Origin of the sequence: Flavobacterium sandaracinum (assembly GCF_004349135.1) — a bacterium.
Classification (GTDB): Bacteria; Bacteroidota; Bacteroidia; order Flavobacteriales; family Flavobacteriaceae; genus Flavobacterium; species Flavobacterium sandaracinum.
Genome location: NZ_SMFN01000024.1, coordinates 1 through 25452, shown reverse-complemented (window position 1 = coordinate 25452; position 25452 = coordinate 1). Strand labels below are relative to the sequence as shown.

Here is a 25452-nt window from a genome sequence, read left to right as displayed (position 1 = left end):
CAACTTTTGACGTCTAACGTTGTTTAACCAATGTTTATAGAAATGAAAAAAATAAAATCTATTTTACTTCTTGTTCTCTCTTTTAATACCCTTTTTAGTTTTGCCCAACAAGCACCTACAGTCCCAAAAATCAAAATTTCGGGAAGAGTGGTAGAAAAAATAAGCAATCAACCTTTAGAATATGCTACTATTACTTTTTTGGCTCCTAATAATCCCAAACCAATTGCGGGTGGAATTACAAATCCAAAAGGAGAATTTGATATCGAGGTTACACCAGGTGTTTATGACATAAAAATTGAATTCATATCTTTCAAAGTAAAAGAAATCAAACAAAAAAACCTAAAATCCAATACAAGTTTAGGCTTAATTAGTTTAGAGGAAGACGTAAATCAATTGAACGAGGTTATTATTCGTTCTGAAAAAACTACCGTTGAAATCAAATTGGATAAAAAAGTATACAACGTAGGTAGTGACCTTATGGTAAAAGGAGGAACGGTAAGTGATGTTTTGGATAATATTCCTTCGGTTGCAGTAGATGTTGAGGGAAATATAAGCCTGCGTGGGAATGACAATGTTAGAGTACTGATTGATGGAAAACCATCAAATGCGATAAATATAGCGGAAGCATTACGCCTTATACCTGCCGATGCCATTGAAAAAGTGGAAGTAATTACCAATCCATCCGCTCGTTATGATGCCGAAGGTGGTGGGGGTCTATTAAACATCATCTTGAAAAAAGGTAAAAATTTAGGTTTAAATGGAACCTTTATTGCCTCTACAGGCTATCCAGAAAATCACGGTTTAAGCGGAACTTTAAATTATAAATCAGAGAATTTTAATATTTTCACCACGCAAGCCTACAATGATCGTAATAATCCCGGAAATGCATTTACCAACTCTAGATATTTAAATGCTGACAATACAACTCGAGATTACATCTACGAGACCAGAGAAAACGAAAGAAACAATAAAGGCTACAATGGGAATTTTGGTGTAGAATGGTATTTAAACAAATCCATATCATGGACAAATTCTATTAATTACCGTAAAAGCGATGGAAAGAATAGGGATGACGTTTTTCAAGATTATTATGATTCAGGTTTTAATTATGATTACACTCGCAATCGAGTAAATAATGAAAATAGCGATAGTGAAAATGTAGAATTTGCTACTAACTTCATAAAAAAATTCAAAAAAGACGGACACAAATTGTCAATTGATGGATCCTTTTCTACTAATGATGATATCAATAATGCTATAATTACAGATAATGACTCTAGAACAAATTTGGTTACATTTGATAATACACGAAATGATCAAACTCAGAGTAGAAATTTAGTTCAAATGGATTATGTTTTACCATTTGGTAAAGGAAGTCAGTTTGAAGCAGGATATCGCGGTGATTTTTCAAAATTACTAACTGATTACCAAGTGGATAATGACGGAGTAATCAACAACAACTTTACGAACACATTAGAATATAAAGAAAAAGTAAATGCACTTTATACACAATATGGTGTGAAAATCAATAAATTCTCAGCCCTTTTTGGCTTGCGTTTTGAAGATTCAAATATTGAAATTAACCAATTAGCTACGAATGATTTCAATACTAAAAAATACAATAATTTTTTCCCTAGTGCTTTCTTCACTTATGAAATTTCAGATAAAAGTAGCACTTCAGTAAGTTACAGTCGCAGAATTCAAAGACCTAGAGGCCGATTCTTAAATCCATTCAGTAACTTATCCAGTAATATCAATATTTTTGTTGGAAATCCTGATTTAGATCCAGCATTTACTGATGCTATTGATTTTGGTTATATCAAAAGATGGGATAAATTAACATTCAACACTTCCCTATATTTAAACAAAACAAATGATTCGTTTCAATTTGCTAGAAGAGAATCTGGTGACTTTGTCAATGGTACGCCTATACTTATTAGCTCGCCTATCAATTTAGCTACTGAATTCAGAACAGGATTTGAGTTTACTTTAAACTATTCGCCTTACAAATGGTGGAAATTAAATGGGAATTTCAATTTTTTTAGAAATGAAACAAAAGGCGATTTCACGTATACCGACTTTAACAATAATGAAATCTCTCAAAATTTTGACAATATAGCTACATCATGGTCTACTAGACTAACCTCTAAAATCACGTTGCCATACAAAATCGATTGGCAAACAAATGCTAGTTATAACGGTCCACAAAATAATGCTCAAGGAAGAAGTTTGGGTGTTCTTGCTGCAAACTTGGCTTTTAGTAAAGACATCATGAAAGAGAAAGGAACACTTTCATTTAATATCAGTGATGTGTTCAATTCTAGAAAAAGAATCATGGAAAACAATCTTCCAGGAATTGTAGATTCATACAGTGAAATGCAGTGGAGAGAAAGACAGTTTAGTTTATCGTTTACGTATCGTTTCAACAAACCGAAAAACGAAAGAGAAAGACCTAGACAAAATCAAAATGATGGCGAAGGCGACTATCAAGGTTAAAAAAATAAGGACTCCCAAAAAGGAGTCCTTGTTTTTTTTGTATCCATTAAAAATGCAATTTCAAAAACTAAGAAGCATAAAAAAAAGGACTCGTATAAACGGGTCCTTTTTATTTAACAAAACAGATTATACTGCTTGTTGCTCTTGCTTCTTTTTATCTCTTTTCTCTTTGTATGCTTCCCAAGTTGCTCCACCTACCCAATAGGATACGAAACCAACTAAAAAGAACATCAACCAAAACCCTATAGTAAGGATGGTTAAGAAAAGTAAAAAGCCTAAATACTGTGAAAATTCAAACATGTTTTCCGGAATTTTTGAATGTAGCCACAAATGTAAGTTTAATTCCTTTTCATACCAATAAAAAAGGATAAAAACTACTGATGAATTTTTATAAAAAAGGAATTTTCCCTATTTTTGAGCTCAGAATTTGGAGCTATTCCCGCTGTACACTCCAATCTTTTCTTTTTTAAAGAAAAAAAGAAAAGGATTTCCATTTCCATCGCGGCTAAAAATCGAATAAACTTCATATTTATAAATAACATCAACATGAAATTCAGAATAGAAAAAGACACCATGGGTGAAGTGCAGGTTCCTGCTGACAAGTATTGGGGCGCACAAACAGAACGTTCTCGTAATAATTTTAAGATTGGTCCATCTGCTTCGATGCCAAAAGAAATCGTAGAAGGTTTCGCTTATCTAAAAAAAGCAGCTGCTTACGCCAATTGTGATTTAGGAGTTTTACCAATCGAAAAACGAGATGCTATCGCGGCCGTTTGTGATGAAATCCTTGCCGGTAAACTCGACAATGAATTTCCACTAGTGATCTGGCAAACGGGTTCTGGAACACAGAGTAACATGAACGTAAATGAAGTAGTTGCAAATCGCGCTCAAGTATTAAAGGGATTTAACATTGGCGAAGGCGAACAATTCATTAAAGCTAACGATGATGTGAACAAATCACAATCTTCAAATGACACGTTCCCAACTGGAATGCATATTGCCGCTTACAAAGCAGTTGTGGAAATTACAATTCCTGCTGTTGAAAAATTAAGAGACACCTTGCACGCCAAAGCTACAGAATTCAAGACAGTAGTAAAAATTGGACGTACACATCTAATGGATGCTACTCCGCTTACATTGGGACAAGAAATTTCAGGATATGTAGCGCAATTAAACTATGGTTTAAAAGCAGTTAAAAATACGTTAGCTCACTTATCAGAAGTGGCTTTAGGAGGTACAGCAGTAGGAACTGGATTGAATACCCCAGAAGGATATGACGTAAAAGTAGCAGAATACATAGCGGAATTTACAGGACATCCATTCGTAACTGCCGAAAACAAATTTGAAGCTTTGGCTGCGCATGATGCAATTGTTGAAACACATGGTGCATTAAAACAATTAGCCGTTTCATTGAATAAAATTGCTAATGATGTTCGCATGTTAGCTTCAGGACCACGCTCCGGAATTGGAGAAATCCTTATTCCAGAAAACGAACCAGGTTCTTCTATCATGCCAGGGAAAGTAAACCCAACCCAGTGCGAAGCTTTGACAATGGTTTGCGCACAAGTTATGGGGAATGATGTCGCTATTTCTGTGGGAGGAATGCAAGGTCATTATGAATTGAATGTTTTTAAACCTCTGATGGCAGCAAACTTTTTACAATCTGCTCGTTTATTAGGTGATGCGTGTCTTTCTTTTGACGAACATTGCGCTCAAGGTATTGAACCAAACTACAAACGAATCAAAGAATTAGTAGACAATTCCTTAATGTTAGTTACTGCTTTGAACACTAAAATTGGATATTACAAATCGGCTGAAATTGCTCAGACGGCACATAAAAACGGTACTACTTTAAAAGAAGAAGCGGTGCGTTTGGGTTATGTAACACCAGAAGATTTTGATGCTTGGGTTAAACCTGAAGATATGGTGGGAAGTTTGAAATAAAATCTTCTAAATACCAAAATAAAAAAATCCCAAATTCCAATTGTATCTATGGAATTTGGGATTTATTATTTTAGAACTCTATTTTTTATACGTGCAACGCTCTGTTGTCTGTAGCGGCAAGTGCAGCTTCCTTAATCGCTTCCGCAAAAGTAGGATGCGCATGGGAAATTCTAGAAATATCTTCAGCAGATGCTTTAAATTCCATGGCAGTTACTGCTTCGGCAATTAAATCCGCACAACGTGCTCCAATCATGTGAACACCTAAAACCTCATCCGTTTTTGCATCAGCAAGAATTTTTACAAATCCGTCTAAATCTCCTCCTGCTCTTGCACGTCCTAATGCTTTGAATGGAAAACTTCCCGCTTTGTATTCGATTCCAGATGCTTTTAATTGCTCTTCTGTTTGTCCTACAGCAGCCACTTCTGGCCAAGTATATACGACTCCAGGAATCAAGTTATAATCAATATGCGGTTTTTGGCCTGCTAATATTTCTGCTACCATTGCTCCTTCCTCTTCTGCTTTGTGAGCAAGCATCGCTCCACGAACAACATCTCCAATGGCATAGATATTTGGAACATTGGTTTGCAAATGATCGTTTACCTCAACCATTCCTCTATCCGAAATTTTCACTCCTGCTTTATCCGCATTCAATCCATCGGTATAAGGACGACGCCCTACAGAAACTAATGAATAATCTCCTTGAAGCGTAATCGTTTCTCCTTTTGCATTTTCAGCTTGAACTACAACCCCTTCGCCATTTCTCTCTACTGATTTCACTTTATGCGAAACGTAGAATTTCATACCTTGTTTTTTTAATACTTTAGTCAATTCTTTAGACAAAGAAGCATCCATTCCTGGAATGATTCTGTCTAGATATTCGACAACCGAAACTTGCGCTCCCAATCGTAGATATACTTGTCCAAGTTCAATTCCAATCACTCCACCACCGATAATGACCAAATGTTTTGGTACTTCCTTTAGTTTCAAAGCTTCTGTCGAAGTGATTATTCTTTCTTTATCAATTTTGATAAAAGGCAAAGAAGAAGGTTTAGATCCTGTAGCAATTATGATGTTTTTAGCTTCAACAGTTTCAGAAGTTCCATCTGCTTTTGCAACAGCAACGTGCGTAGCATCTACAAAAGAACCCAATCCTTCGAGAACTGTAATTTTATTTTTGTCCATTAAAAATTTCACACCACCTGAAGTTTGATCTACAACCGCTTGTTTGCGTGCGATCATTTTTTCTAGATTCACCTTTACTTCCCCAGAAACCTCAATTCCGTGATCTGCAAAATGAGCAATTTCACTGTAATGATGAGAAGAAGCAAGCAATGCTTTAGAAGGAATACAACCTACATTGAGGCAAGTTCCTCCAAGAGTGGAATATTTTTCGATAATTGCTGTTTTGAAACCCAACTGTGCACAACGAATTGCTGCTACATATCCGCCTGGTCCAGAACCTATAATGACTACGTCAAATGAACTCATAGTATATTTTTTTATTGTGTTTTTATATAATGTTCTACAAAATTAAGGAATTAAGTTTTGTTTAAAGTTTAATTCAGAAGGTTTTTTGTTATGAAAATGGGCTTTCATTAAGAAATGAACATCAAGTGAATGCCACGCAAACACAAATGAAGGTATGCAAATTCCATATTCCAATAAAAAACAAAAAGAATCGACATATAAATTAAGTGTTTTGGATGCGCTTTGTCATTGGTAGGAAGGAGGAGTCACAAAAAACTACCTTTTATAATTATCAAACGTCAACCACTGTAGTATTTTTTACTTCACTAATCATAAAAGTGCTGTGTGTGCTTCCAATATGTTGCAAAGTAGTCAGCTTTGTAACCAAAAACTCCCGATACGCTTCCATATCTTTTACCACTATTTTCAGAATATAATCGTATTCGCCACTTACGTGATGGCATTCTAAAACCTCTTTTAGCTTCACGACTTCACTTTCAAATTTGGTAAGAAACTCTTTGGTATGCTGTATCAATTTAAGATGACAAAAAACAACAAAACCTTTTTCGACTTTCGAACGGTTGACTAGCACTACGTATTTATCGATGATTCCCTCTCTTTCGAGTTTTTTTATTCGCTCGTAAACAGCAGTTACAGAAAGATTTAATTTAAGAGAAAGTTCCTTAGTTGTTTTCTTACAATCGGATTGCAATAAGAAAAGTAGTTTTTTATCTATTGAGTCTAGTGTCATCATTATGTAATATTGGAATAGAAATAAAATCTATGTAAATCTTGTTTAAGGAGCTAATTTAGAAAATTAAATTACATTATTTCTATTTTATAGTTTTAAAATCTAATATCAAACAACATGATTGATTATTAATCTAGAACTACGTTATTTTGAATAGATTTTGTTACTAACGAAATACCCTAGCCCTGATAGCAGTGTAAATCCTTTTCTTTTTTTTAAAAGAAAAGATTGAAACGAATAGCAGGAATAGCTTCAAATAAAAATACATACAACTATGAAAAATTTCAATCCCGCAGACAACATTCAGGATTTACAGTACTTTGGCGAATTTGGTGGTGTAAATCCATCCATTTCTGATTCCTCCACGTATACGTTTTTATCGGCAAAAACCATGTTCGATACTTTTGAAGGAAATATGGAAGGCTGTTATTTGTATTCCCGCCATTCATCCCCAAGTAATTTGTATTTAGACAAAGCTTTGGCAGCGATGGAAGGAACAGAAACCGCTAATGTTTCGGCCTCCGGAATGGGTGCGATTACCCCTACGCTTTTGCAGTTGTGCGGCACAGGCGATCATATTGTTTCGAGCAGAACAATTTATGGAGGAACGTATGCTTTCTTGAAGAATTTTACACCACGATTAGGCATCAAAACTACCTTTGTAGACATTACAAAACTTGCTGTTGTAGAAGCTGCAATAACGGCTGAAACTAAAGTTTTATATTGTGAAACAGTTAGTAATCCGTTGCTAGAAGTAGCTGATATTGAAGGTTTATCTAAAATTGCAAAGCGCCATAATTTAACGCTTGTGGTTGATAATACATTTTCACCATTGTCCGTTTCTCCTGCGCGATTGGGTGCTGATATTGTGATTCACAGTTTGACTAAATACATCAACGGAAGCAGTGATACTGTGGGCGGAGTAACGTGTGCCTCGAGAGAATTTATTGATAGTTTAAAAAACGTCAATAGCGGAGCCAGCATGTTACTGGGACCTACAATGGATAGCTTACGTTCAGCGAGTGTGATGAAAAACTTGCACACTTTGCATATCCGAATGAAACAGCACAGTCATAATGCGATGTATCTGGCGCAACGCTTCGAAAAAGACGGTTTAAAAACAGTTTATCCCGGTTTAGAAAGTCATCCAAGTCACGAAATATATAAAACGATGATTAATCCAGAATATGGTTTTGGAGGAATGATGACTTTGGACGTAGGAACTTTGGCAAAAGCCAATGAATTAATGGAATTGATGCAAGCAAAAAATCTAGGATATCTGGCCGTGAGTTTAGGATTTTACAAAACATTGTTCAGCGCACCGGGAACTTCGACATCAAGTGAAATTCCTCTTGAGGAACAAACAGAAATGGGATTGACTGATGGTTTAATCCGATTTTCTATAGGTTTAGACAATGACATTGAAAGAACCTATCAAATGATGCGCGCCTGTATGATGGAATTGAATATTTTGCTATCTTAAAATAATTCCGCTTGTAGTAAGCCTGTTAAAAGCCTGTATACTTAATCATACAGGTTTTTACACTCTCAAAAAAAATAGTAAACCAATTTTTTCAACGTTGCTTTTAGATCATTTATTAAAGGCAAAAGTTACTCTAAATAACTCTTTATTTAGATTTGGAGTTATTGTTAAGCAATATTCACTTATCGACATCAAATTGTTTAAAGTTATTTTTTCCAATACAAAGGTTTAAAATGGGAGTTATCAAGTCTAAAAAACGCAGAAAAGGAGCAAAAATAATAGCATCTTTGCTCCTTCTTTCTCGTTTCTCTATCTTCTATTCTTACCTAATATTATACTAGATGTCTATAATTAACCGCTTATTTGTAGACTTTGTTGAAATAGAATCAATTCTTATTCAACCATTTTTGCAACATTTTTTCTAAATCCAATTGAATAATCGGTTTAGGTAAGTAATCATTCATACCAGCTTGAAGGCATTTTTCTTTATCTCCAACCATGATTCCGGCGGTTATTGCAATTATAGGAATATCCCCCGAATCTTTTAATTGTCTAATCTCGTCTGTTGCTTCATATCCATTTTTATTTGGCATTTGAATGTCCATTAAAATCACATCCGGTTTTTCTTTTTTATAGATATCGACAGCCTCATTACCGTCCTTAGCTTCAAGAATAGTGCAATTAGAGATGATCCTTTTGACTAATGTTTTAGCTAGCAACATATTAATTTTATTATCTTCCACTATTAGAACTGTAAAATCACTTAAAGTGTTCAATGGTATAATAACGTCCTCTTTTAAGCTTTTGGCAAATAACGCAGTTGTATTTTTCTTATGATTTGCTTTTTTAAATTTAATCACAAAAAAGAAATCGCTTCCATCACCATATTTACTGATCAATTGTAACCTACTATCCATTAAAGCCAATAATTGATTTGAAATAGCTAACCCTAATCCTGTACCACCAAATTTTCTATTGGTGGAATTATCTTCTTGCACAAACGAATTGAATATTTTTTCGTTGTTTTGGGTCTTAATTCCCACTCCAGTATCTTTAACAGAAAACTGAATCGTTGACCCTTTTGCATTTGATGCATCGACTTCATTGATATCTAATCTTATTTCTCCAAAATTGGTAAATTTAATTGCGTTACTCAAGAGATTTACGAGTATTTGTTTCAATCGCACAGAATCAGCCAGAATGTATTGCGGAACGTTATTATTTATGTCAAGTATTAAATCTATCTTCTTTTGATTTGCTTGAAATTTAAACAAATCTATGACTTGATTTATCAATTTAAATAGGTTGACCTCCTCAATATCTAGTTCTAATTTCCCAGATTCAATTTTAGAAAAATCCAAAACATTGTTAACAATTTCCATTAAGGATGTTGCTGATTCATTAACCGTAGTCATATATTCCGCTTGGTTTTTTTTTAGATTAGACTTCATAAGTAAATGAGTGAATCCAATTATCCCGTTCAATGGCGTTCTAATTTCATGACTCATATTAGCTAGAAAATCAGTCTTTGCTTTGTTTGCAGATTCTGCTAATTCCTTAGCTTTTAGCAGTTCCATTTCCATTACTTTTTGCTTTGTAATATCAAAAAAACTAATTACAATTTCTAAGATCTCACCCTTCTCGTTACGATCTGGATAACCATTTACTAATAACCACACGATATCCTCTCTAGCGGAACGTCTTACTCCTAATTTAAAATTTTTCAAAGACTCCTTAGTAGCAATGATTTGATTTACTGGATACTTGTTTCTGGACAAAATAGCATTATTCTCATCTAAAAAATTCCAAGCAAAATCCGAATCTTTCATCCCTTTCATTTGATTATCGGTCAATCCCAATAATTCAGCTGCTTTTTGATTATTGACAATAATTGATGTATCAGCCGCATAAACAAGAATCCCTGCATCAAGATTATTTAGTAGGCCGCGGTATCGTTCCTCACTTTTCAAAAGTGCAAAATCGGATTTTTTTACCGCGGTAATATCGCGTGACAAACATATAAAATGAACTTCCTGCGCATCGCTTTCCATCATTGGTGCAATTGAAAGTTCAAACCAATACAATTCCTCATTTAATATTAAGGAATATTGTCTTCCTATAGAATATCCTTGCAGAGAAGCTTCTTTAATAGCAGACAAAATTAAATTAGCCACATCTGGAGATAAAACTTCTGAAAATGTCTTTCCTAAAAAAACTTCTGGAGGTAATGCTAAGAGATCATCACGGCGCGAATGATAATTAAAAATCTTACCAGTTAGATCTACTTCAAATAACAAATCTGGGATGGCTCCAAGAATGGCCTCCATTTTTTTATGCATTTTCTTAAAGTCGTCATCTTTCTTTTTACGTTCGCTTATATCCCTTACAATAGCAACAATCCGACCATCAGCAATCATTTTTGCAGTAATTTCTACAGTAATAAAAGACCCCATTTTATGAAGCATAGTACGTTCAAGCAGGGTTTGCTCCCCATTTAATATTTCTTTGAACATAATTGGCCTCCTTACAAGTTCGGCTTTAGTGTATAAATCTGTTATGTTTCTTGCGCATAATTCTTCTTTAGTGTACCCTAGCATGACACAGGCACTTTCGTTTACTTCAAGTAAATTTCCTGAAATATCATTTATAAAAATAGCATCAGAAGCTTGTTCAATAAGACTTCTATATTTCTCTTCACTAAGAATTAACTGTTCCTTAATGTTTTTTAATTCGGTGATTTCAATCATGGCACCATTTAAACGAATTGCTTTTCCAGATTCATCTCTGGATATAATTCCTCTGTCATAAAAAATTCCATAACTGCCATCTGCTTTCAAAAATCGGAATTCGTCTGACCATAAATTAGTAGATCCTACATAGGATTCTTCTAATTTTTTAACCACTCTTTCCCTATCCTCTGGATGAACCTTAGAACGCCATATAACGCTATTGTTCTGACCATTAGGCAAACTGCTCCCAAATCCAAAAAGAGTAATGAAAGTTTGATTGTTCCAACTTTCTCCTGTTAGTATATTATATTCAAAAACTGCATCATTGGTTGCTGCAGAAATCATTTCAAATCGTTCGTTTGCAATTCTTATTTTTTCTTCTGCTTTTTTGAGGTCAGAAAGATCTAAGCCCATTCCTAAAAGACACTTATTTCCTTTATACTCAAAATTATGAGAATTAATGTAATATGGAATTTTATCTTTATTTTTTGTAAATAGTTCGATTTCTAATCCTGGTGTTTTACTTTCAAAGACCGTCTTTAATCTTGTTTTTATGATTTCCTTAAAATCCTCATCATAAAAATCTACTGCTTCCATTTGAGCTATTTCAGCTGCAGTGTAACCGGTAACAGTCTCGAAATTTTTATTCCATTTAACAAAATTCCCAGATTCGTCATACAAATAGAAAACACCCGGCAGGTTATTGATTATCAATTCAGAAAGTTGTTTTTCCTTCAAAATGGCATCTTCAGCAATCTTACGCTCCGTAATATCAGTTATTGTACCGATATAACCCACGATTTCATTTCTAACATTTCTTTCTAGAATCGCCCGGCCCATCACCCAAGCTATTGATCCATCAGGACGCAAAAAACGATACTCTGATATTGATGTTTCTAGATCATTTGTTGCTTCCTCCCATCTTTGCGATACTATTTTTTTATCTTCCTCATGAACGGCCTTTATCCAGCCGTTACCCATAGCTTCTTCAAAAGACAATCCGGAAATTTGACACCAATAGGAATTTACATAAGTGGTATACCCTTTTGTATCTGTGCGAAAAATTCCAACTGTAGAAACCTCCGTTAAAGTGTAATATCTTTGTTCACTTTCAGATATATCTTCTTCCGCTTTTTTGCGTAGCGCTTCTTTTTCAAAAATCTCTAGAGCAAAAGCCACATCACCTGTCGCTTCCTCTAGTAATGCAATTTCCTCTTCATCAAAGAAATTTTTCTCCTCTGCATAGAAAGTAAAAGTACCAATTGCTTTTCCGAATTTATTTATTGGAACTGACATTAAAGATAAATATCCTCTATCTAATGCTTCTTCTTTCCAAGGCAGCATCATTACATCATTTTCAATATCATTACAAACAACCGCTTTGCCTTGTATAATGGCTCGACCTGCTGGACCTCTGCCAAGTGGCTCATCATCTATTGTTATGGTTTTAATTTTAGAGAAATAATCCCGGTCATCTCCTGCAATTTTTACTGGTATTACTCTTTTAGTAACTTCATCTACAATGCCAACCCATGCCATTTTAAACTTTCCTAAATCAACTGCAATAGTACATGCTTCTGTAAATAACGTTTCTTGATCTGTAGTTCTTACGATCATCTGGTTAATCTGACTGATAAACAAATACAGCCTATTAGCTTTAATAATTTTTTGTTCCGCTAAAATTTTTTCAGTAACATCTGTAACAATTCCATGGCAAATCACCGTTCCTTCCGGCTCAACTATAGGCAAAGAATTTACACTATGCCAAACCAATCCTTTTGTAGGATGAAAATAGCGGTATTCTCCTTTGAGAGGAACTAACTTGGATTTAGTTTCATGTATGCTGCACATCAAGCTCTCTATATCATCCGGATGAATTAATCCAAAAACTTTATTTGCATCAAACTCAATCTCATCATAGGTAAATCCATATATTTCCTCAATAGCATGACTGGCATAAGGATAACATAATGAACCGTCCTTATTTTGCCGCATGGAATAAATCAATCCTGGCGATGTAGCTGCAATTTTAGCAAATTTATCTTTTTCTTTTGATAAGGTTTCATTGGCCATGATGCTTTCAGTGACATCTCTTAAATTGACAACGATACCATTCACACCATTGTGCTCTATCATATTTTTCAGGACTCCTTGTAGCCAGATATAATTTCCATTCTTATGCTTAACTTGAAAAATAACGTCTAAAGGGAGGCCCGGATTGTCAACTGCTCTTTGAATCATTCCTCTAACATATTCTAAATAATCAGGATGATAGTAGACTGTACTTGTTATTTTTTTAAACTCGGCATCAGAATAGCCTGTAATACGAGCAGAAGAGCTACTCCTAAAAATAGTGTTTAAGTCTTTATCCAAAACAGCTATAATGCCATCATTATATTCTACTAGTGTGCGGAACCATTTTTCGCTTTGTTTTATTTTTTCTTCGGCTTTCCTATTTTGAGTAACGTCTTTAACAAAACCTAAAAATCGATCCTCGGAAAGCTTCACTAAATCAATGAAACAAAACAGTTCAGCTCCATTTTTATGATTAATTATAATCTCTCCTTTTAAGACTCCTGTTTCTTGCAAAAGTTGAAATTTTTGTAAAGTAGCATCCGCATGTTCCTTTGAAGATAAATCTCCAAATTTCATCAACAAAAGTTCTTCCGCAGAATATCCCGTTAATGTAGATGCAGCTTGGTTAACTTCAATATAGTTTCTGTCTTGATTAATAACAAAAATTCCGTCTGGAGCATTTTCAATATAATATTTAAACTTAGCATCACTTTCTTTCTCAATCAATTTAAGTTTATAATCTATTACTGCGGCTTCTTGCTCTTTTATTGACTGCTCGATTAATTTTTTCTCTGTAATATCCTGAGTATTCCCCCTTAGTGTAACAACATTTCCCTCACTATCTAATTCTAGAACTACAATAGCATGCAACCATTTTTTTTTGTTGTTTGATAAAACGACATTTTGTTGCACCTCAAATTCTTTTTTATCAATAATTGCTTGATCAATTTTATTTAAAAAAGAGGTGGCATCCTCTGCTGAAAAAAGATTTATAAATTCCTGAAACAAACTTTGTTTAGGATCTCTGTCAATTTCATAAATCGAATATAATTCCTTAGACCAAATCATATTTCTAGTCTTTAAATTAAATTCCCAACTCCCAATCTTGGCAATTTTTTGGGCTTCATTCAATAAGTTTTGAGCAGAGCGTAAATAGTCTTGATTATTTTTTATTTCTGAAATATCTCTACCTATTCCATATACATAATCTTGATTAGGAGAAAGGCTAATTGTCCATTGTATCGTTACTATATCAGCATTCTTTTTTATATATCGGTTTTCAAAATAAGGGGATGACTGAGAATTAGACAACAATAAGAATTCCTGCTTTGTTTTCTCAATATCCTCTGGATGAATAAATGATAAAATAGGATTAGTTAGTAACTCCTCCGAAGAGTAGCCTAATAATTGTACAAAAGAGGGATTTATTTGTTTAAGAAAACCATCAAAACCGGCTATACAAACTAAATCGCGAGATACTTTTTGGTAGAAAGCAAGGTCACTGCTTAATTGCTCTTTTTTTAATAAACGATTTATTTCTAATTCTTGCTTTTGAATTCTACTAAGTAAATCGTCGTAGGAAGGCTTATTTATATTCTTGCTCATCAATTTATAATAAATGATAAATATAACAAATTATAGTTAAGAATAAAAAAGGGCAATAATAATTTAAATGTCAAAAGTCGTGCAATTCCATGATTTGACTAAAAAACAATACCTGTTATTTTATAGTAACCTACATTTTTAACTTCCAAAACAGTATAAAATATAAAGTCAAAATAGAGCAATTTAAATGCAAATTGTTAAAATACTAAATCGAAAAAAAATTTTGGATTGATTTTTGTAAATTTTGTATTCGAAAACTAGAAGATTCTTTTTGTTTTATAAAACCAAAGCGATGCTGAAAAGCGCTTAAAACGGATAAAAAATTTATTTAATAAAAAAATAACACACATTTGTACATACAACTATAAAAAGTGTTACATTTGTACCGACAAATTACATATATACAATTATGAAAATTGAAGACGTTTTAAAATCTACTGTACCCATGGATAATTCTAAAAAAATTATTCTGAATGTTTTGTACACACAAAATGTTATTACAGAAAATTTTAATGAAATATTAAAACCTCATGAAATATCAGGAGAACAATATAATGTACTTCGAATATTAAGAGGACAAAAAGGGAATCCGGCAAATATGTGGGCCATTCAAGAGCGAATGTTAGCTAAAACCAGTAACACTACTCGTTTAGTAGATAAATTGTTGTTGAAAGAGTTAGTAACTCGAAAAGTATGTCCTGAAAACAGACGAAAAATAGAAGTCTTAATAACACCAAAAGGATTAGACGTTTTAGAAGAATTAGATCCGAAAGTCATTGCTCACGAGCAGTATTTTTCAAAAAATCTAAATTCAGAAGAAATAGACCAATTAAATCACTTATTAGAAAAATACAGAAACCAATAAATAATTAATAATAACATTACAATATGAATACTTTCTTAGAAAATCAAAATTGGAGATACGCAACGAAAAAATTCGATGCTACAAAAAAAATAACTACTGAAGATTTAAATACTTTAAAAGAAGCCATTCGTTTGACTTCTTCGTCTTATGGATTGCAACCTTACAAAGTTATTATCGTAGAAAATCCAGAATTAAGAGCTAAAATCAAACCTTCGGCTTGGGGACAATCTCAAATTGTTGAAGCATCACATTTAATTGTTTTTGCCAACGAATTAAATTTTGGAGCAGAAGGGATAGACAATTTAATTCAGAACATGAGTCAAACTAGAGAAATTCCTTTAGAAAACTTGAAACCTTATGGTGATTTAATGAAAAACAACCTTACAACTCTTCCAGAAGATATTCGTAATCATTGGACTGCAAAGCAAACGTATTTAGCTTTAGGAAATTTACTTAACGCTGCTGCTGAACTTAAAATAGATGTAACCCCAATGGAGGGTTTTGTTCCTGCCGATGTAAATGAAATATTAGGTTTAGAGAAACTTGGACTTAATGCAGCATTAATAGCCACTCTAGGATACAGACATGATGACGATGCCACTCAATATTATAAGAAAGTTAGAAAATCAAACGAAGACTTATTCATCACTTTATAAATTACTAATCCAAAATTAAATATTAATTCAAATCAAATTTTAACAAATGAAAAATTTAAAATCAATCGCATTAGCATTAGTAGTAGTATTATCTACAGTATCAGTAACTGCACAAACTAAAAAAGTGAACGCTGCAGCTAGTACAATCAACTGGGTTGGAAAAAAAGTAACTGGAGCTCATGAAGGTACAATCAACCTTAAAGACGGTGCTTTAGTTTTCAAAGGAAAAAAATTAGTAGGTGGTACATTTGTAGTTGATATGACTTCTATGACTGTTACCGACTTAAAAGCAGGTCAAGGTAAAGAAAAATTAGAAGGTCACTTGAAAGCGGATGACTTTTTTGGAACAGATAAATTTGCAACAGCAACTTTAGTTTTCAAAAAATTAGTTACTAAAGCACCAAATGTATACACCGTAACTGGAGATTTAACGATCAAAGGAATTACTAAACCCGTAACTTTTGATCTTGCTACAACTGCGAATACAGCTAATGCTAATGTAGTAATTGACAGAACTAAATACAAAATCGAATATAATTCAGCAAGTATTTTTAGTGCAATTGGAGACAAAGCTATCAATGATGATTTCACTTTAGCTGTAGCTCTGAAATTCTAATTTCAAATCAAAACAATATCATTAAACCCTAACAAGCAATTGTTGGGGTTTTGTACTTTTATGAATTTCTGCTAGAAAATTTATTTAACAAATAATCTTTATTTTTAATGATTTTTAACGGATTGTATACTTGAATAATCGAATTTAATTTCTACATTTGTTTCAACAAAATAAAACATGAAAACAATTTTAAACAATACTTGGTGGTGGAACAATTTACGTCAGTCGTCGTGAACTAAGCTCCTATAGTATTATTAAAACTATAAATATAAAAGGCTTGTCATCACGACAGGCCTTTTTTTTGTGCCAATTTTACCAGTTAAACACAACATTAAAAACATAACAATTGAAATCACTTAAATTAAATACAAATTACAAGCAAATCTTGGCTGATACAATTACTCCTGTGAGTGTGTATCTCAAAATTAGAGATAAATTTCCAAATAGTCTGTTACTAGAAAGTAGTGATTATCATGGAAATGACAACAGTTTCTCCTACATCTGTTGCAATCCTATTGCTTCCATCAAAATAGAAAACGAAACTATTTACAAAACTTTCCCTGATGGAAGTTCTGAGAAAATCACAATTGATGTTAATACCAATATTCCGACTGTAATTCAGGAATTTTCAGGTCAGTTTAAATCGGAGAAAAATGATTTTAAATTCATCAATAATGGACTTTTTGGATATATTTCATACGATGCTGTTCGGTATTTCGAAAAAGTATCTATTGCCAAAAAAGAAAATAGCAATACCATTCCTGATGTGTATTATGCCGTGTACCAAAATATCATTGCCATCAATCATTTCAAAAATGAAGCCTATATTTTCTGCCACAGTTTAGACGGAAGAAACAACATATCCGAAATCGAGCAATTGTTGCAATCCAGAAACATTTCATCTTATAAATTTTATAAAGAAGGCGAAGGCTTTTCAAATTTAACAGACGAAGAATTTAAGCATAATGTGGCTTTGGCCAAAAAGCATTGTTTCCGCGGCGATGTATTCCAATTGGTTTTATCTCGCAGGTTTACCCAAGGATTTAAAGGCGATGAATTCAATGTGTACAGAGCGTTGAGAAGCATCAATCCATCTCCTTATTTGTTCTTTTTTGATTACGGAGACTTTAAAATATTTGGTTCGTCACCCGAAGCACAAATCATTGTAAAAGATCGCAAAGCGGAGATTCATCCTATTGCAGGAACTTTCAAAAGAACGGGAGATGATGAAAAAGATGCCGTTCTAGCCAAAGAATTATCCATAGATAAAAAAGAAAATAGCGAGCATGTAATGTTAGTAGATTTGGCCAGAAATGATTTAAGCCGAAACGGTCATAATGTCAACGTGGAGAAATATAGAGAAGTACAATTCTTTTCTCATGTGATTCACTTGGTTTCAAAAGTAACGGGACACTTGCATGAAAATGCAACGACAATGCAAGTCGTAGCGGATACTTTTCCGGCAGGAACATTGAGTGGTGCTCCCAAACACCGGGCTATGCAGCTGATTGAAGAGTATGAAAAAACGAATAGAAATTTTTATGGTGGCGCTATCGGATTTATGGATTTTGAAGGTAATTTTAATCATGCGATTATGATTCGGACTTTTTTGAGTAAAAACCATCAATTACACTCCCAAGCTGGAGCGGGAATTGTAGCGGGATCTGATGAAGAAAACGAAATGCAAGAGGTTTACAATAAATTATTAGCGCTGAATAAAGCTTTGGATTTAGCAGAAACGATATAAATAATTTAAAGATTCAATAATTTAAGAATTTAAAGATTGATGAAACGTTAGAATTTTTCAATCTTTAAATCTTTCAATTTTTCAATAACAAAATGAAAAAAATACTAGTCATAGACAATTACGATAGTTTCACTTATAATTTGGTGCATTATCTCGAAGATTTAGATTGCGAAGTAACCGTTTACAGAAACGACGAATTTGACATCGATGAAATTGCTGTTTTCGATAAAATTTTGCTATCTCCTGGACCTGGAATCCCGGATGAAGCAGGGTTATTGAAAGAGGTGATTCGGAAATATGCAGCTACCAAAAGCATTTTTGGAGTATGTCTTGGACAACAAGCCATAGGAGAAGTTTTTGGAGGAACACTTTCCAACTTAGACAAAGTGTATCATGGCGTTGCCACCAATGTAAAAACAGCAGTAAATGATGAACTTTTATTCGAAGGATTAGGAAATGAATTTGAAGTAGGACGTTACCATTCTTGGGTTGTAGATGCCACTTTACCCGATGTTCTTGAAGCTACTTCATTCGACGAAAATGGTCAAGTAATGTCCTTAAGACATAAAACCTACGATGTACGCGGCGTTCAGTTTCATCCAGAAAGCGTATTGACGCCTAATGGTAAAAAGATATTAGAAAATTGGGTGAAATCATAGTATTCAGTGTTCAGTCGCAGTAATCAGTTGACTGAATTTAATAACAATATTCAATACTAAACATTGCGTCTTTGAGCCTTAGCGGCAAAAAATAAAATAATATGAAAAATATATTAAATAGACTGATTAATCACGAAATACTTTCCTCAGCAGAAGCAAAAGATGTATTGGTTAATATTTCCAACGGAAGTTATAATCCGAGTCAAATTACAGCATTCCTTACCGTTTACATGATGCGAAGCGTCAGTATTGAGGAACTTTCAGGTTTCCGAGAAGCGTTGTTGGACTTATGCATTAAAGTGGATTTATCAGCCTACAACACCATCGACTTGTGTGGAACGGGTGGTGATGGAAAAGATACTTTTAATATTTCCACTTTGGCTTCCTTTGTAGCAGCAGGTGCAGGAGTAAAAGTCGCAAAACATGGAAATTACGGGGTTTCCTCTATTTCAGGTTCTAGTAATGTGATGGAAAAATTAGGAATCAAATTTAGCAATGACGCTGATTTTATAGAAAAAAGTATCGACAAAGCGGGAATTGCCATTTTACATGCACCTTTATTTCACCCAGCTATGAAAAATGTAGGCCCTATTCGAAAAGAACTGGCTGTAAAAACTTTTTTCAATATGTTAGGACCAATGGTAAATCCGTCCTTTCCAAAAAACCAATTGGTTGGTGTTTTCAATTTAGAATTAGCCAGAATGTATGCGTACTTGTACCAGAATACGGATGTGAATTTTACGATTTTACATTCGCTTGACGGTTATGACGAAGTTTCTTTAACTGGACCAACAAAAACAATCACAAGCACGATGGAAGGAATGCTGCATCCCGAAGATTTTGGTGTTCGCCTTTTGCTGCAAAGCGAGATTGAAGGAGGAATAACCATCGAAGATTCAGCAGAAATATTTATGAATATTATTTCTGGAAAAGGAACCGAAGCACAAAACAACGTAGTCTGTGCAAATGCAGCCATGGCCATTGCCACGGTGATAAAATGTTCTCCTTTAGAAGGATTTCAAATAGCGAAAGAAAGTTTATTATCCGGAAAAGGACTTTTATCTTTGAACAAATTGAAAGATTTAAGCATTTAAAAATTGAAAGATTATGACAAAGTCATTTGAAAAATTCGAAGTGTACCAAAAAGGTATTCAATTAGCGAAATTGATTTTTAAATTATTAAACAACAAACCCTTTGAAAAAGAATTCGGTTTCAAAGATCAAATAAAAAGAGCTGTCATTTCGATTACTAACAACATCGCAGAAGGTTCCGAATACAATAGTAACAAACAGCTGATTAAATATTTGAAAATTTCCAAAGGAAGTTGTGCAGAAGTTAGAAGTATGTTAGTATTAGCGAAAGAATTAGAACTAATATCACAATTAGAAATTGAAAAGAGTTATGATTTAAGTATCGAGATTTCTCAAAACTTATCCAACTTTATAAAATATTTAAACACCAAAATTAAAGAGTAATTTGTTAAACATCACAAATTTTTAAATCTTTAAATTTTTAAATCTTTAAATTAAACCATGAACATCCTAGATAAAATTATAGTTGACAAAAAACGAGAAGTAATTCTCAAGAAATCAATCATTCCAGTTTCACAACTAGAAGCGTCTGTTTTCTTTGAAAAAAAGACTATTTCTTTGAGTACTAATTTGCGACACAGTACATCCGGAATTATTGCAGAACACAAACGCCGTTCGCCCTCTAAAGCAGAAATCAATTATAGTTTTACGGTGGAAGAAGTAACAAAAGGATACGAAAATGCTGGTGCTTGCGGCATCTCGGTATTGACGGATGGAAAATATTTTGGAGGTTCGTTAGATGATTTACTTTTGGCACGAGCCACAGTAAATATTCCGTTATTGCGAAAAGAATTTATTGTAGATGAATACCAAATCCTAGAAGCCAAAGCGTATGGAGCTGATTTAATTCTGCTAATCGCAGCAGTTTTAACAAGAGAGGAAATTAAAGCTTTATCCGAATTTGCAAAAAAATTAGGACTCGAAGTGTTGCTTGAAGTACACAATCAGGAAGAATTAGAAAAATCGATTATGCCCTCATTAGATATGATTGGGGTAAACAATAGAAACCTGAAAACATTTGAAGTAAGTTTAGATTTCAGCAAGCAATTAGCCAACCAAATTCCAGATGATTTTGTAAAAATTTCAGAAAGTGGAATTTCATCCATTGAAGCCATTAATGAATTGAAACCTTTTGGATATAAGGGATTTTTAATTGGTGAAAACTTCATGAAAACGGATAATGCGGGTCAAGCAGCAACTGAATTTATTAAGCAAATAGCCCACTAATCCCCAAAAGGGAATTAGCAACAAATAAATACTTTAGTCAATAATGGATTCATTTTTAGAAAATAAAAATAGTGGTAATCTTCAAACAAATTCCACTCTAATGTTCCCCCTTCGGGGATCAGGGGGCTTTGGGACTAAAATCTGCGGAATGAAATACCCTAACAATATTCTCGAAGTAGCCTCACTCCTACCCGATTATATGGGATTTATATTCTGGGATAAATCTGCTAGGTATTTTGATGGAGTGATTCCACCTTTACCTAAATCGATTAAAAAAGTCGGTGTTTTTGTTAATGAAAGTATCGCAGTTATTTTGGCGAAAGCGCAAACCCACGATTTACAAGCCATTCAGTTGCACGGCCATGAATCAGTGGCATTTTGTACTGAATTAAGGAGCGCAATAGGAAATGATATTGAAATTATAAAAGTATTTTCGGTTGCTGCTGATTTTGATTTTGAAGTACTGCAACCCTTTGAAGCGGTTTGTGATTATTTCCTTTTTGATACCAAAGGAAAATTACCTGGTGGCAACGGCTCGACATTCGATTGGACAGTATTAAAAAAATACCCATCGACCAAACCTTTTTTTCTAAGCGGTGGCATAGGTTTAGAAGAAATCGATTTGACAACAGCAATTTTAGCAACACAATTACCCATTCATGCTTTGGATTTAAATAGTAAATTTGAAACAGAGCCTGGATTAAAAGACAAAAATTTATTGAGCAAGTTTCAGCATAATTTGAAACTTTAAACTTTTAAACTTAAAACAAAATGAGTTACAACGTCAACGAAAAAGGCTATTATGGAGAATTTGGAGGTGCTTTCATTCCTGAAATGTTATATCCAAATGTAGAAGAATTACGCCAAAATTATTTAAAAATAACAGCTGAACCAGAATTCCAAGCTGAATTTGATGACCTGCTTAAGGAGTATGTAGGTCGCCCTACGCCACTGTATTTTGCAAAGCGTTTATCCGAACAATACAATACCAAAATCTATCTGAAAAGAGAAGATCTATGCCATACGGGCGCACATAAAATTAACAACACGATTGGACAAATTATTCTTGCAAAACGATTGGGCAAGACCAGAATCATTGCCGAAACTGGCGCAGGTCAGCATGGAGTGGCTACCGCAACCGTTTGTGCCTTGATGGGCTTGGAATGCATCGTGTACATGGGCGAAGTCGACATCAAGCGTCAGGCACCAAATGTAGCTCGTATGAAAATGTTAGGTGCCGAAGTTCGTCCTGCCAAATCAGGTTCAAAAACCTTGAAAGATGCTACAAATGAAGCCATCAGAGATTGGATCAATAATCCTGTTGACACCTATTATATTATAGGATCTGTCGTAGGACCACATCCCTATCCAGATATGGTAGCGCGTTTTCAAAGTGTTATCTCGAAAGAAATTAAAGAACAATTACTAGAAAAAGAAGGACGTGAAAATCCCGATTACGTAATCGCCTGTGTTGGTGGCGGAAGCAATGCCGCAGGAACGTATTATCATTTTCTAGACAATGAAGATGTGACCATTATTGCTGTGGAAGCAGCTGGTTTAGGAGTTGATTCTGGTGAAAGTGCCGCTACCTCCGCTTTAGGAAAAGTGGGCGTTATTCATGGAAGTAAAACCTTATTGATGCAAACTACGGATGGCCAAATCACAGAGCCATATTCCATTTCTGCAGGACTGGATTATCCCGGAGTAGGACCTATGCATGCTAATTTATTTGCTACTGGTAGAGCAAAATTTATCTCGATCACCGATGCGCAAGCTATGGATTGGGGTATCAAATTATCTCAAATGGAAGGATTAATTCCGGCTATCGAAAGTGCCCATGCTTTTGCAGTTCTGGATGAAATGAAGTTCAAACCAGAAGATATTGTGGTCATCAACCTTTCCGGTCGTGGCGACAAAGATTTGAATACTTATATTGATTATTTTAAATTATAATTGTATTTATCCTGAATTTATTTCGGGGTTTATCCCGAATTTATTTCAGGGTTTATCCCGAATTTATTTCGGGGCGTTCCCTTGCTTTCACTAGCGTTACTGCAAGGTCAGGCTTTCCGTTACAATCTTTTTCACCTTGCTAAAAAGCAAGCTAAAAAAGGATTTTCACTACACTCCTTAACGCAAAAAAAGTACACGAAGCAGTTCAATTCAGATTTTGAAAATAGAAACTATGGAAAAATTATTCGCTTATGGCAGCCTTCAAAATGAGGACATACAAACAGATCTATTTGGACGGATTCTTGAGGGAACTCCTGAAACACTAATTGGTTATATTGTAAAAAACATTCAAATTGAAGAAGAATTTGGGTTAGTCTACTATCCCATTATTACGGAAACTCACAAGCCTGAAGATACAATCAACGGAATGGTTTATGCCATAACCACAAAGGAACTGCATCAATCGGATCTTTATGAAGGATTGCATTACAAGCGTGTTGAAGTACAATTGCAATCCAACCAAAAAGCTTGGGCATACAGTGCGGCAATTTGATTTAAGATTTACGATACCGCTCCGCAAAGTCTCCGACTTTGAGAAGGTTTTAAACGGTCTCCGACCGCATTAATAAAAAAAGTTTGAAACCTCTGCTCCGCAAAGTCTCTGACTTTGAGGAAGTTTTTAACGGTCTCCGACCGCATTAATAAAAAAAGTCTGAAAACTGCAAAAAGCATCCTCAAAGCCAAACGCTTTGCGGATCTAAAAAGATAAAAAAATTATACAGAATATAAAATGAACAGAATAAATCAGAAATTACAAGAAGACAAAAAAATACTTTCCATCTACTTTTCGGCAGGATATCCCAACTTAAAGGATACTGTGCAAATCATTGAAGAACTAGAAAAAAATGGCGTGGACATGATAGAAATTGGATTGCCGTTCAGCGATCCTTTGGCCGATGGACCAACAATTCAAGAAAGTTCTACCCAAGCATTGCATAATGGAATGACCACTCAAGTTTTGTTTGATCAACTTAAAGACATCCGGAAAACCGTTACTATTCCGCTAATTATTATGGGCTATTTCAACCCAATGTTACAATACGGAATTGATAATTTTTGCAAAGAGTGTGCTGCTATTGGCATTGACGGATTAATCATACCAGACCTTCCCGTTAATGTGTATGCGGACGAATACAAAGCTACTTTTGAAAAATACGGCTTGAAAAATATATTCTTAATTACGCCACAAACTTCTGTAGAACGCATCCACTTTATTGACAGTGTATCTGATGGATTTATTTATATGGTGAGTTCAGCGAGCGTGACAGGATCACAAACGGGTTTTGGCAGCGCACAGGAAGACTATTTCAAGCGCATTGCCGATATGAATCTGAAAAACCCACAAGTAATTGGTTTTGGAATCAACAACAAAGAAACCTTCGAGCAAGCCACACAATTTGCCAAAGGAGCGATTATAGGCAGTGCTTTTATTCAGGATTTAACCAAAAACGGAACAGGAAAAATTGAAGAGTTCGTAAAAGCGATTCGATAAAAATATTTTCATCACAAAAGTAAACTAGCGTTTCCTCTCAATTTAAAAAGAGAGTAAACGCTTTTTTTATGTTTTAAAATGGAATAGAAGTCCATTTGATGATTTGTAAGAAAATTTTAATATATTTGATAAAACAATAAAGCGAAACAAACCTTCGCCAATCTACCCCAAAATGGGTGTATATACGAAGGTTTGTTTCGCTTATATACAAGTTATGCAACATGCTAAAACCCAGAAATACAAAAGATGCAAACAGAATCAAAATTTCGTAATCTTTTTTTAATTAGAACAGGAATTGGAGTTTTCCTATTTCTGTCAATTTTATCATATTGCGTAAATGGACTGATAATTTCTGACTCAACTCCAAAAGAAGCATTAATTTTAGCATTTGTAGGACTGCTTTTTTTAGTATACGTTTCAATTGATTTGTTCAAAGTTTCTTCTCTAAAAATTATGGAGAAAGGTATTGAGAAAACTTCATTGATATTTAGAACCAAACAATATATTCCATACAGCACTATTCTGAGCATAGA

At 34.1% G+C, this 25452-nt stretch carries 20 protein-coding genes; 16 read left to right on the top strand and 4 right to left on the bottom strand.

Annotated elements, in window-relative coordinates; all coding sequences use genetic code 11:
- The first annotated feature begins 42 nt into the window (after window positions 1-42).
- The gene (locus E0F91_RS15390; protein ID WP_132067326.1) at window positions 43-2496 is read left to right on the top strand and encodes a TonB-dependent receptor; all 2454 of its coding nucleotides are present in this window, start codon (window positions 43-45) and stop codon (window positions 2494-2496) included.
- A gap of 126 nt (window positions 2497-2622) precedes the next feature.
- Here the strand turns inward: E0F91_RS15390 and E0F91_RS15385 are convergent, their stop codons facing one another.
- Window positions 2623-2796, bottom strand: a complete 174-nt coding sequence (locus E0F91_RS15385; RefSeq protein WP_091256901.1) for a hypothetical protein — start codon at window positions 2794-2796, stop codon at window positions 2623-2625.
- A 246-nt stretch (window positions 2797-3042) separates the two neighbouring features.
- Between E0F91_RS15385 and fumC the strand changes: the two genes are divergently transcribed.
- Window positions 3043-4440, top strand: coding sequence for a class II fumarate hydratase (fumC, locus tag E0F91_RS15380; RefSeq protein WP_091256903.1), 1398 nt, complete (start codon window positions 3043-3045; stop codon window positions 4438-4440).
- An 85-nt stretch (window positions 4441-4525) separates the two neighbouring features.
- On the opposite strand, the gene lpdA is transcribed toward fumC, so the two are convergent.
- Both lpdA and E0F91_RS15370 read right to left on the bottom strand, forming a co-directional pair.
- Complete coding sequence (gene lpdA / locus E0F91_RS15375) at window positions 4526-5929, bottom strand: dihydrolipoyl dehydrogenase (RefSeq protein ID WP_132067325.1); 1404 nt, start codon at window positions 5927-5929, stop codon at window positions 4526-4528.
- A 271-nt stretch (window positions 5930-6200) separates the two neighbouring features.
- Window positions 6201-6659, bottom strand: coding sequence for an Lrp/AsnC family transcriptional regulator (locus E0F91_RS15370; protein WP_132067349.1), 459 nt, complete (start codon window positions 6657-6659; stop codon window positions 6201-6203).
- A gap of 274 nt (window positions 6660-6933) precedes the next feature.
- Here E0F91_RS15370 and E0F91_RS15365 point away from each other — a divergent pair, with 274 nt between their 5' ends.
- Complete coding sequence (locus E0F91_RS15365) at window positions 6934-8142, top strand: aminotransferase class I/II-fold pyridoxal phosphate-dependent enzyme (protein ID WP_132067324.1); 1209 nt, start codon at window positions 6934-6936, stop codon at window positions 8140-8142.
- A gap of 386 nt (window positions 8143-8528) precedes the next feature.
- Here the strand turns inward: E0F91_RS15365 and E0F91_RS15360 are convergent, their stop codons facing one another.
- The gene (locus E0F91_RS15360; RefSeq protein WP_132067323.1) at window positions 8529-14552 is read right to left on the bottom strand and encodes a PAS domain S-box protein; all 6024 of its coding nucleotides are present in this window, start codon (window positions 14550-14552) and stop codon (window positions 8529-8531) included.
- Window positions 14553-14961: 409 nt separating this feature from the next.
- On the opposite strand from E0F91_RS15360, the gene E0F91_RS15355 reads away from it, so the two are divergent.
- The 13 genes from E0F91_RS15355 to E0F91_RS15295 all read left to right on the top strand — a co-directional run.
- Window positions 14962-15417 carry a MarR family winged helix-turn-helix transcriptional regulator gene (locus E0F91_RS15355; protein WP_132067322.1) on the top strand — a complete coding sequence of 152 codons (456 nt, stop codon included), beginning with the start codon at window positions 14962-14964 and terminating at the stop codon, window positions 15415-15417.
- Between the two features lie 23 nt (window positions 15418-15440).
- Window positions 15441-16073: an NAD(P)H-dependent oxidoreductase gene (locus E0F91_RS15350; RefSeq protein ID WP_132067321.1), complete on the top strand. Its 633-nt coding sequence runs from the start codon at window positions 15441-15443 to the stop codon at window positions 16071-16073.
- A gap of 46 nt (window positions 16074-16119) precedes the next feature.
- Complete coding sequence (locus tag E0F91_RS15345) at window positions 16120-16689, top strand: YceI family protein (protein ID WP_132067320.1); 570 nt, start codon at window positions 16120-16122, stop codon at window positions 16687-16689.
- A 346-nt stretch (window positions 16690-17035) separates the two neighbouring features.
- Window positions 17036-18436, top strand: coding sequence for an anthranilate synthase component I family protein (locus tag E0F91_RS15340; protein WP_132067319.1), 1401 nt, complete (start codon window positions 17036-17038; stop codon window positions 18434-18436).
- A 92-nt stretch (window positions 18437-18528) separates the two neighbouring features.
- A complete protein-coding gene (locus tag E0F91_RS15335) occupies window positions 18529-19095 on the top strand; it encodes an anthranilate synthase component II (protein ID WP_132067318.1) in 567 nt (188 codons plus the stop codon).
- A 101-nt stretch (window positions 19096-19196) separates the two neighbouring features.
- Window positions 19197-20189 carry an anthranilate phosphoribosyltransferase gene (gene trpD, locus E0F91_RS15330; RefSeq protein WP_132067317.1) on the top strand — a complete coding sequence of 331 codons (993 nt, stop codon included), beginning with the start codon at window positions 19197-19199 and terminating at the stop codon, window positions 20187-20189.
- 13 nt (window positions 20190-20202) lie between these two features.
- Window positions 20203-20571, top strand: a complete 369-nt coding sequence (locus E0F91_RS15325) for a four helix bundle protein (RefSeq protein ID WP_132067316.1) — start codon at window positions 20203-20205, stop codon at window positions 20569-20571.
- 57 nt (window positions 20572-20628) lie between these two features.
- On the top strand, window positions 20629-21414 hold the full coding sequence (gene trpC, locus E0F91_RS15320; protein WP_132067315.1) for an indole-3-glycerol phosphate synthase TrpC: 786 nt from the start codon (window positions 20629-20631) through the stop codon (window positions 21412-21414).
- A 148-nt stretch (window positions 21415-21562) separates the two neighbouring features.
- Window positions 21563-22165 carry a phosphoribosylanthranilate isomerase gene (locus tag E0F91_RS15315; RefSeq protein WP_132067314.1) on the top strand — a complete coding sequence of 201 codons (603 nt, stop codon included), beginning with the start codon at window positions 21563-21565 and terminating at the stop codon, window positions 22163-22165.
- A 20-nt stretch (window positions 22166-22185) separates the two neighbouring features.
- Window positions 22186-23367 carry a tryptophan synthase subunit beta gene (trpB, locus tag E0F91_RS15310; protein WP_132067313.1) on the top strand — a complete coding sequence of 394 codons (1182 nt, stop codon included), beginning with the start codon at window positions 22186-22188 and terminating at the stop codon, window positions 23365-23367.
- A gap of 232 nt (window positions 23368-23599) precedes the next feature.
- Window positions 23600-23920, top strand: coding sequence for a gamma-glutamylcyclotransferase family protein (locus E0F91_RS15305; RefSeq protein ID WP_073353965.1), 321 nt, complete (start codon window positions 23600-23602; stop codon window positions 23918-23920).
- A 237-nt stretch (window positions 23921-24157) separates the two neighbouring features.
- Window positions 24158-24919: a tryptophan synthase subunit alpha gene (gene trpA, locus E0F91_RS15300; protein WP_132067312.1), complete on the top strand. Its 762-nt coding sequence runs from the start codon at window positions 24158-24160 to the stop codon at window positions 24917-24919.
- A 246-nt stretch (window positions 24920-25165) separates the two neighbouring features.
- Window positions 25166-25452: hypothetical protein (locus tag E0F91_RS15295; RefSeq protein ID WP_132067311.1), on the top strand; the 287-nt coding region annotated here is incomplete at its 3' end.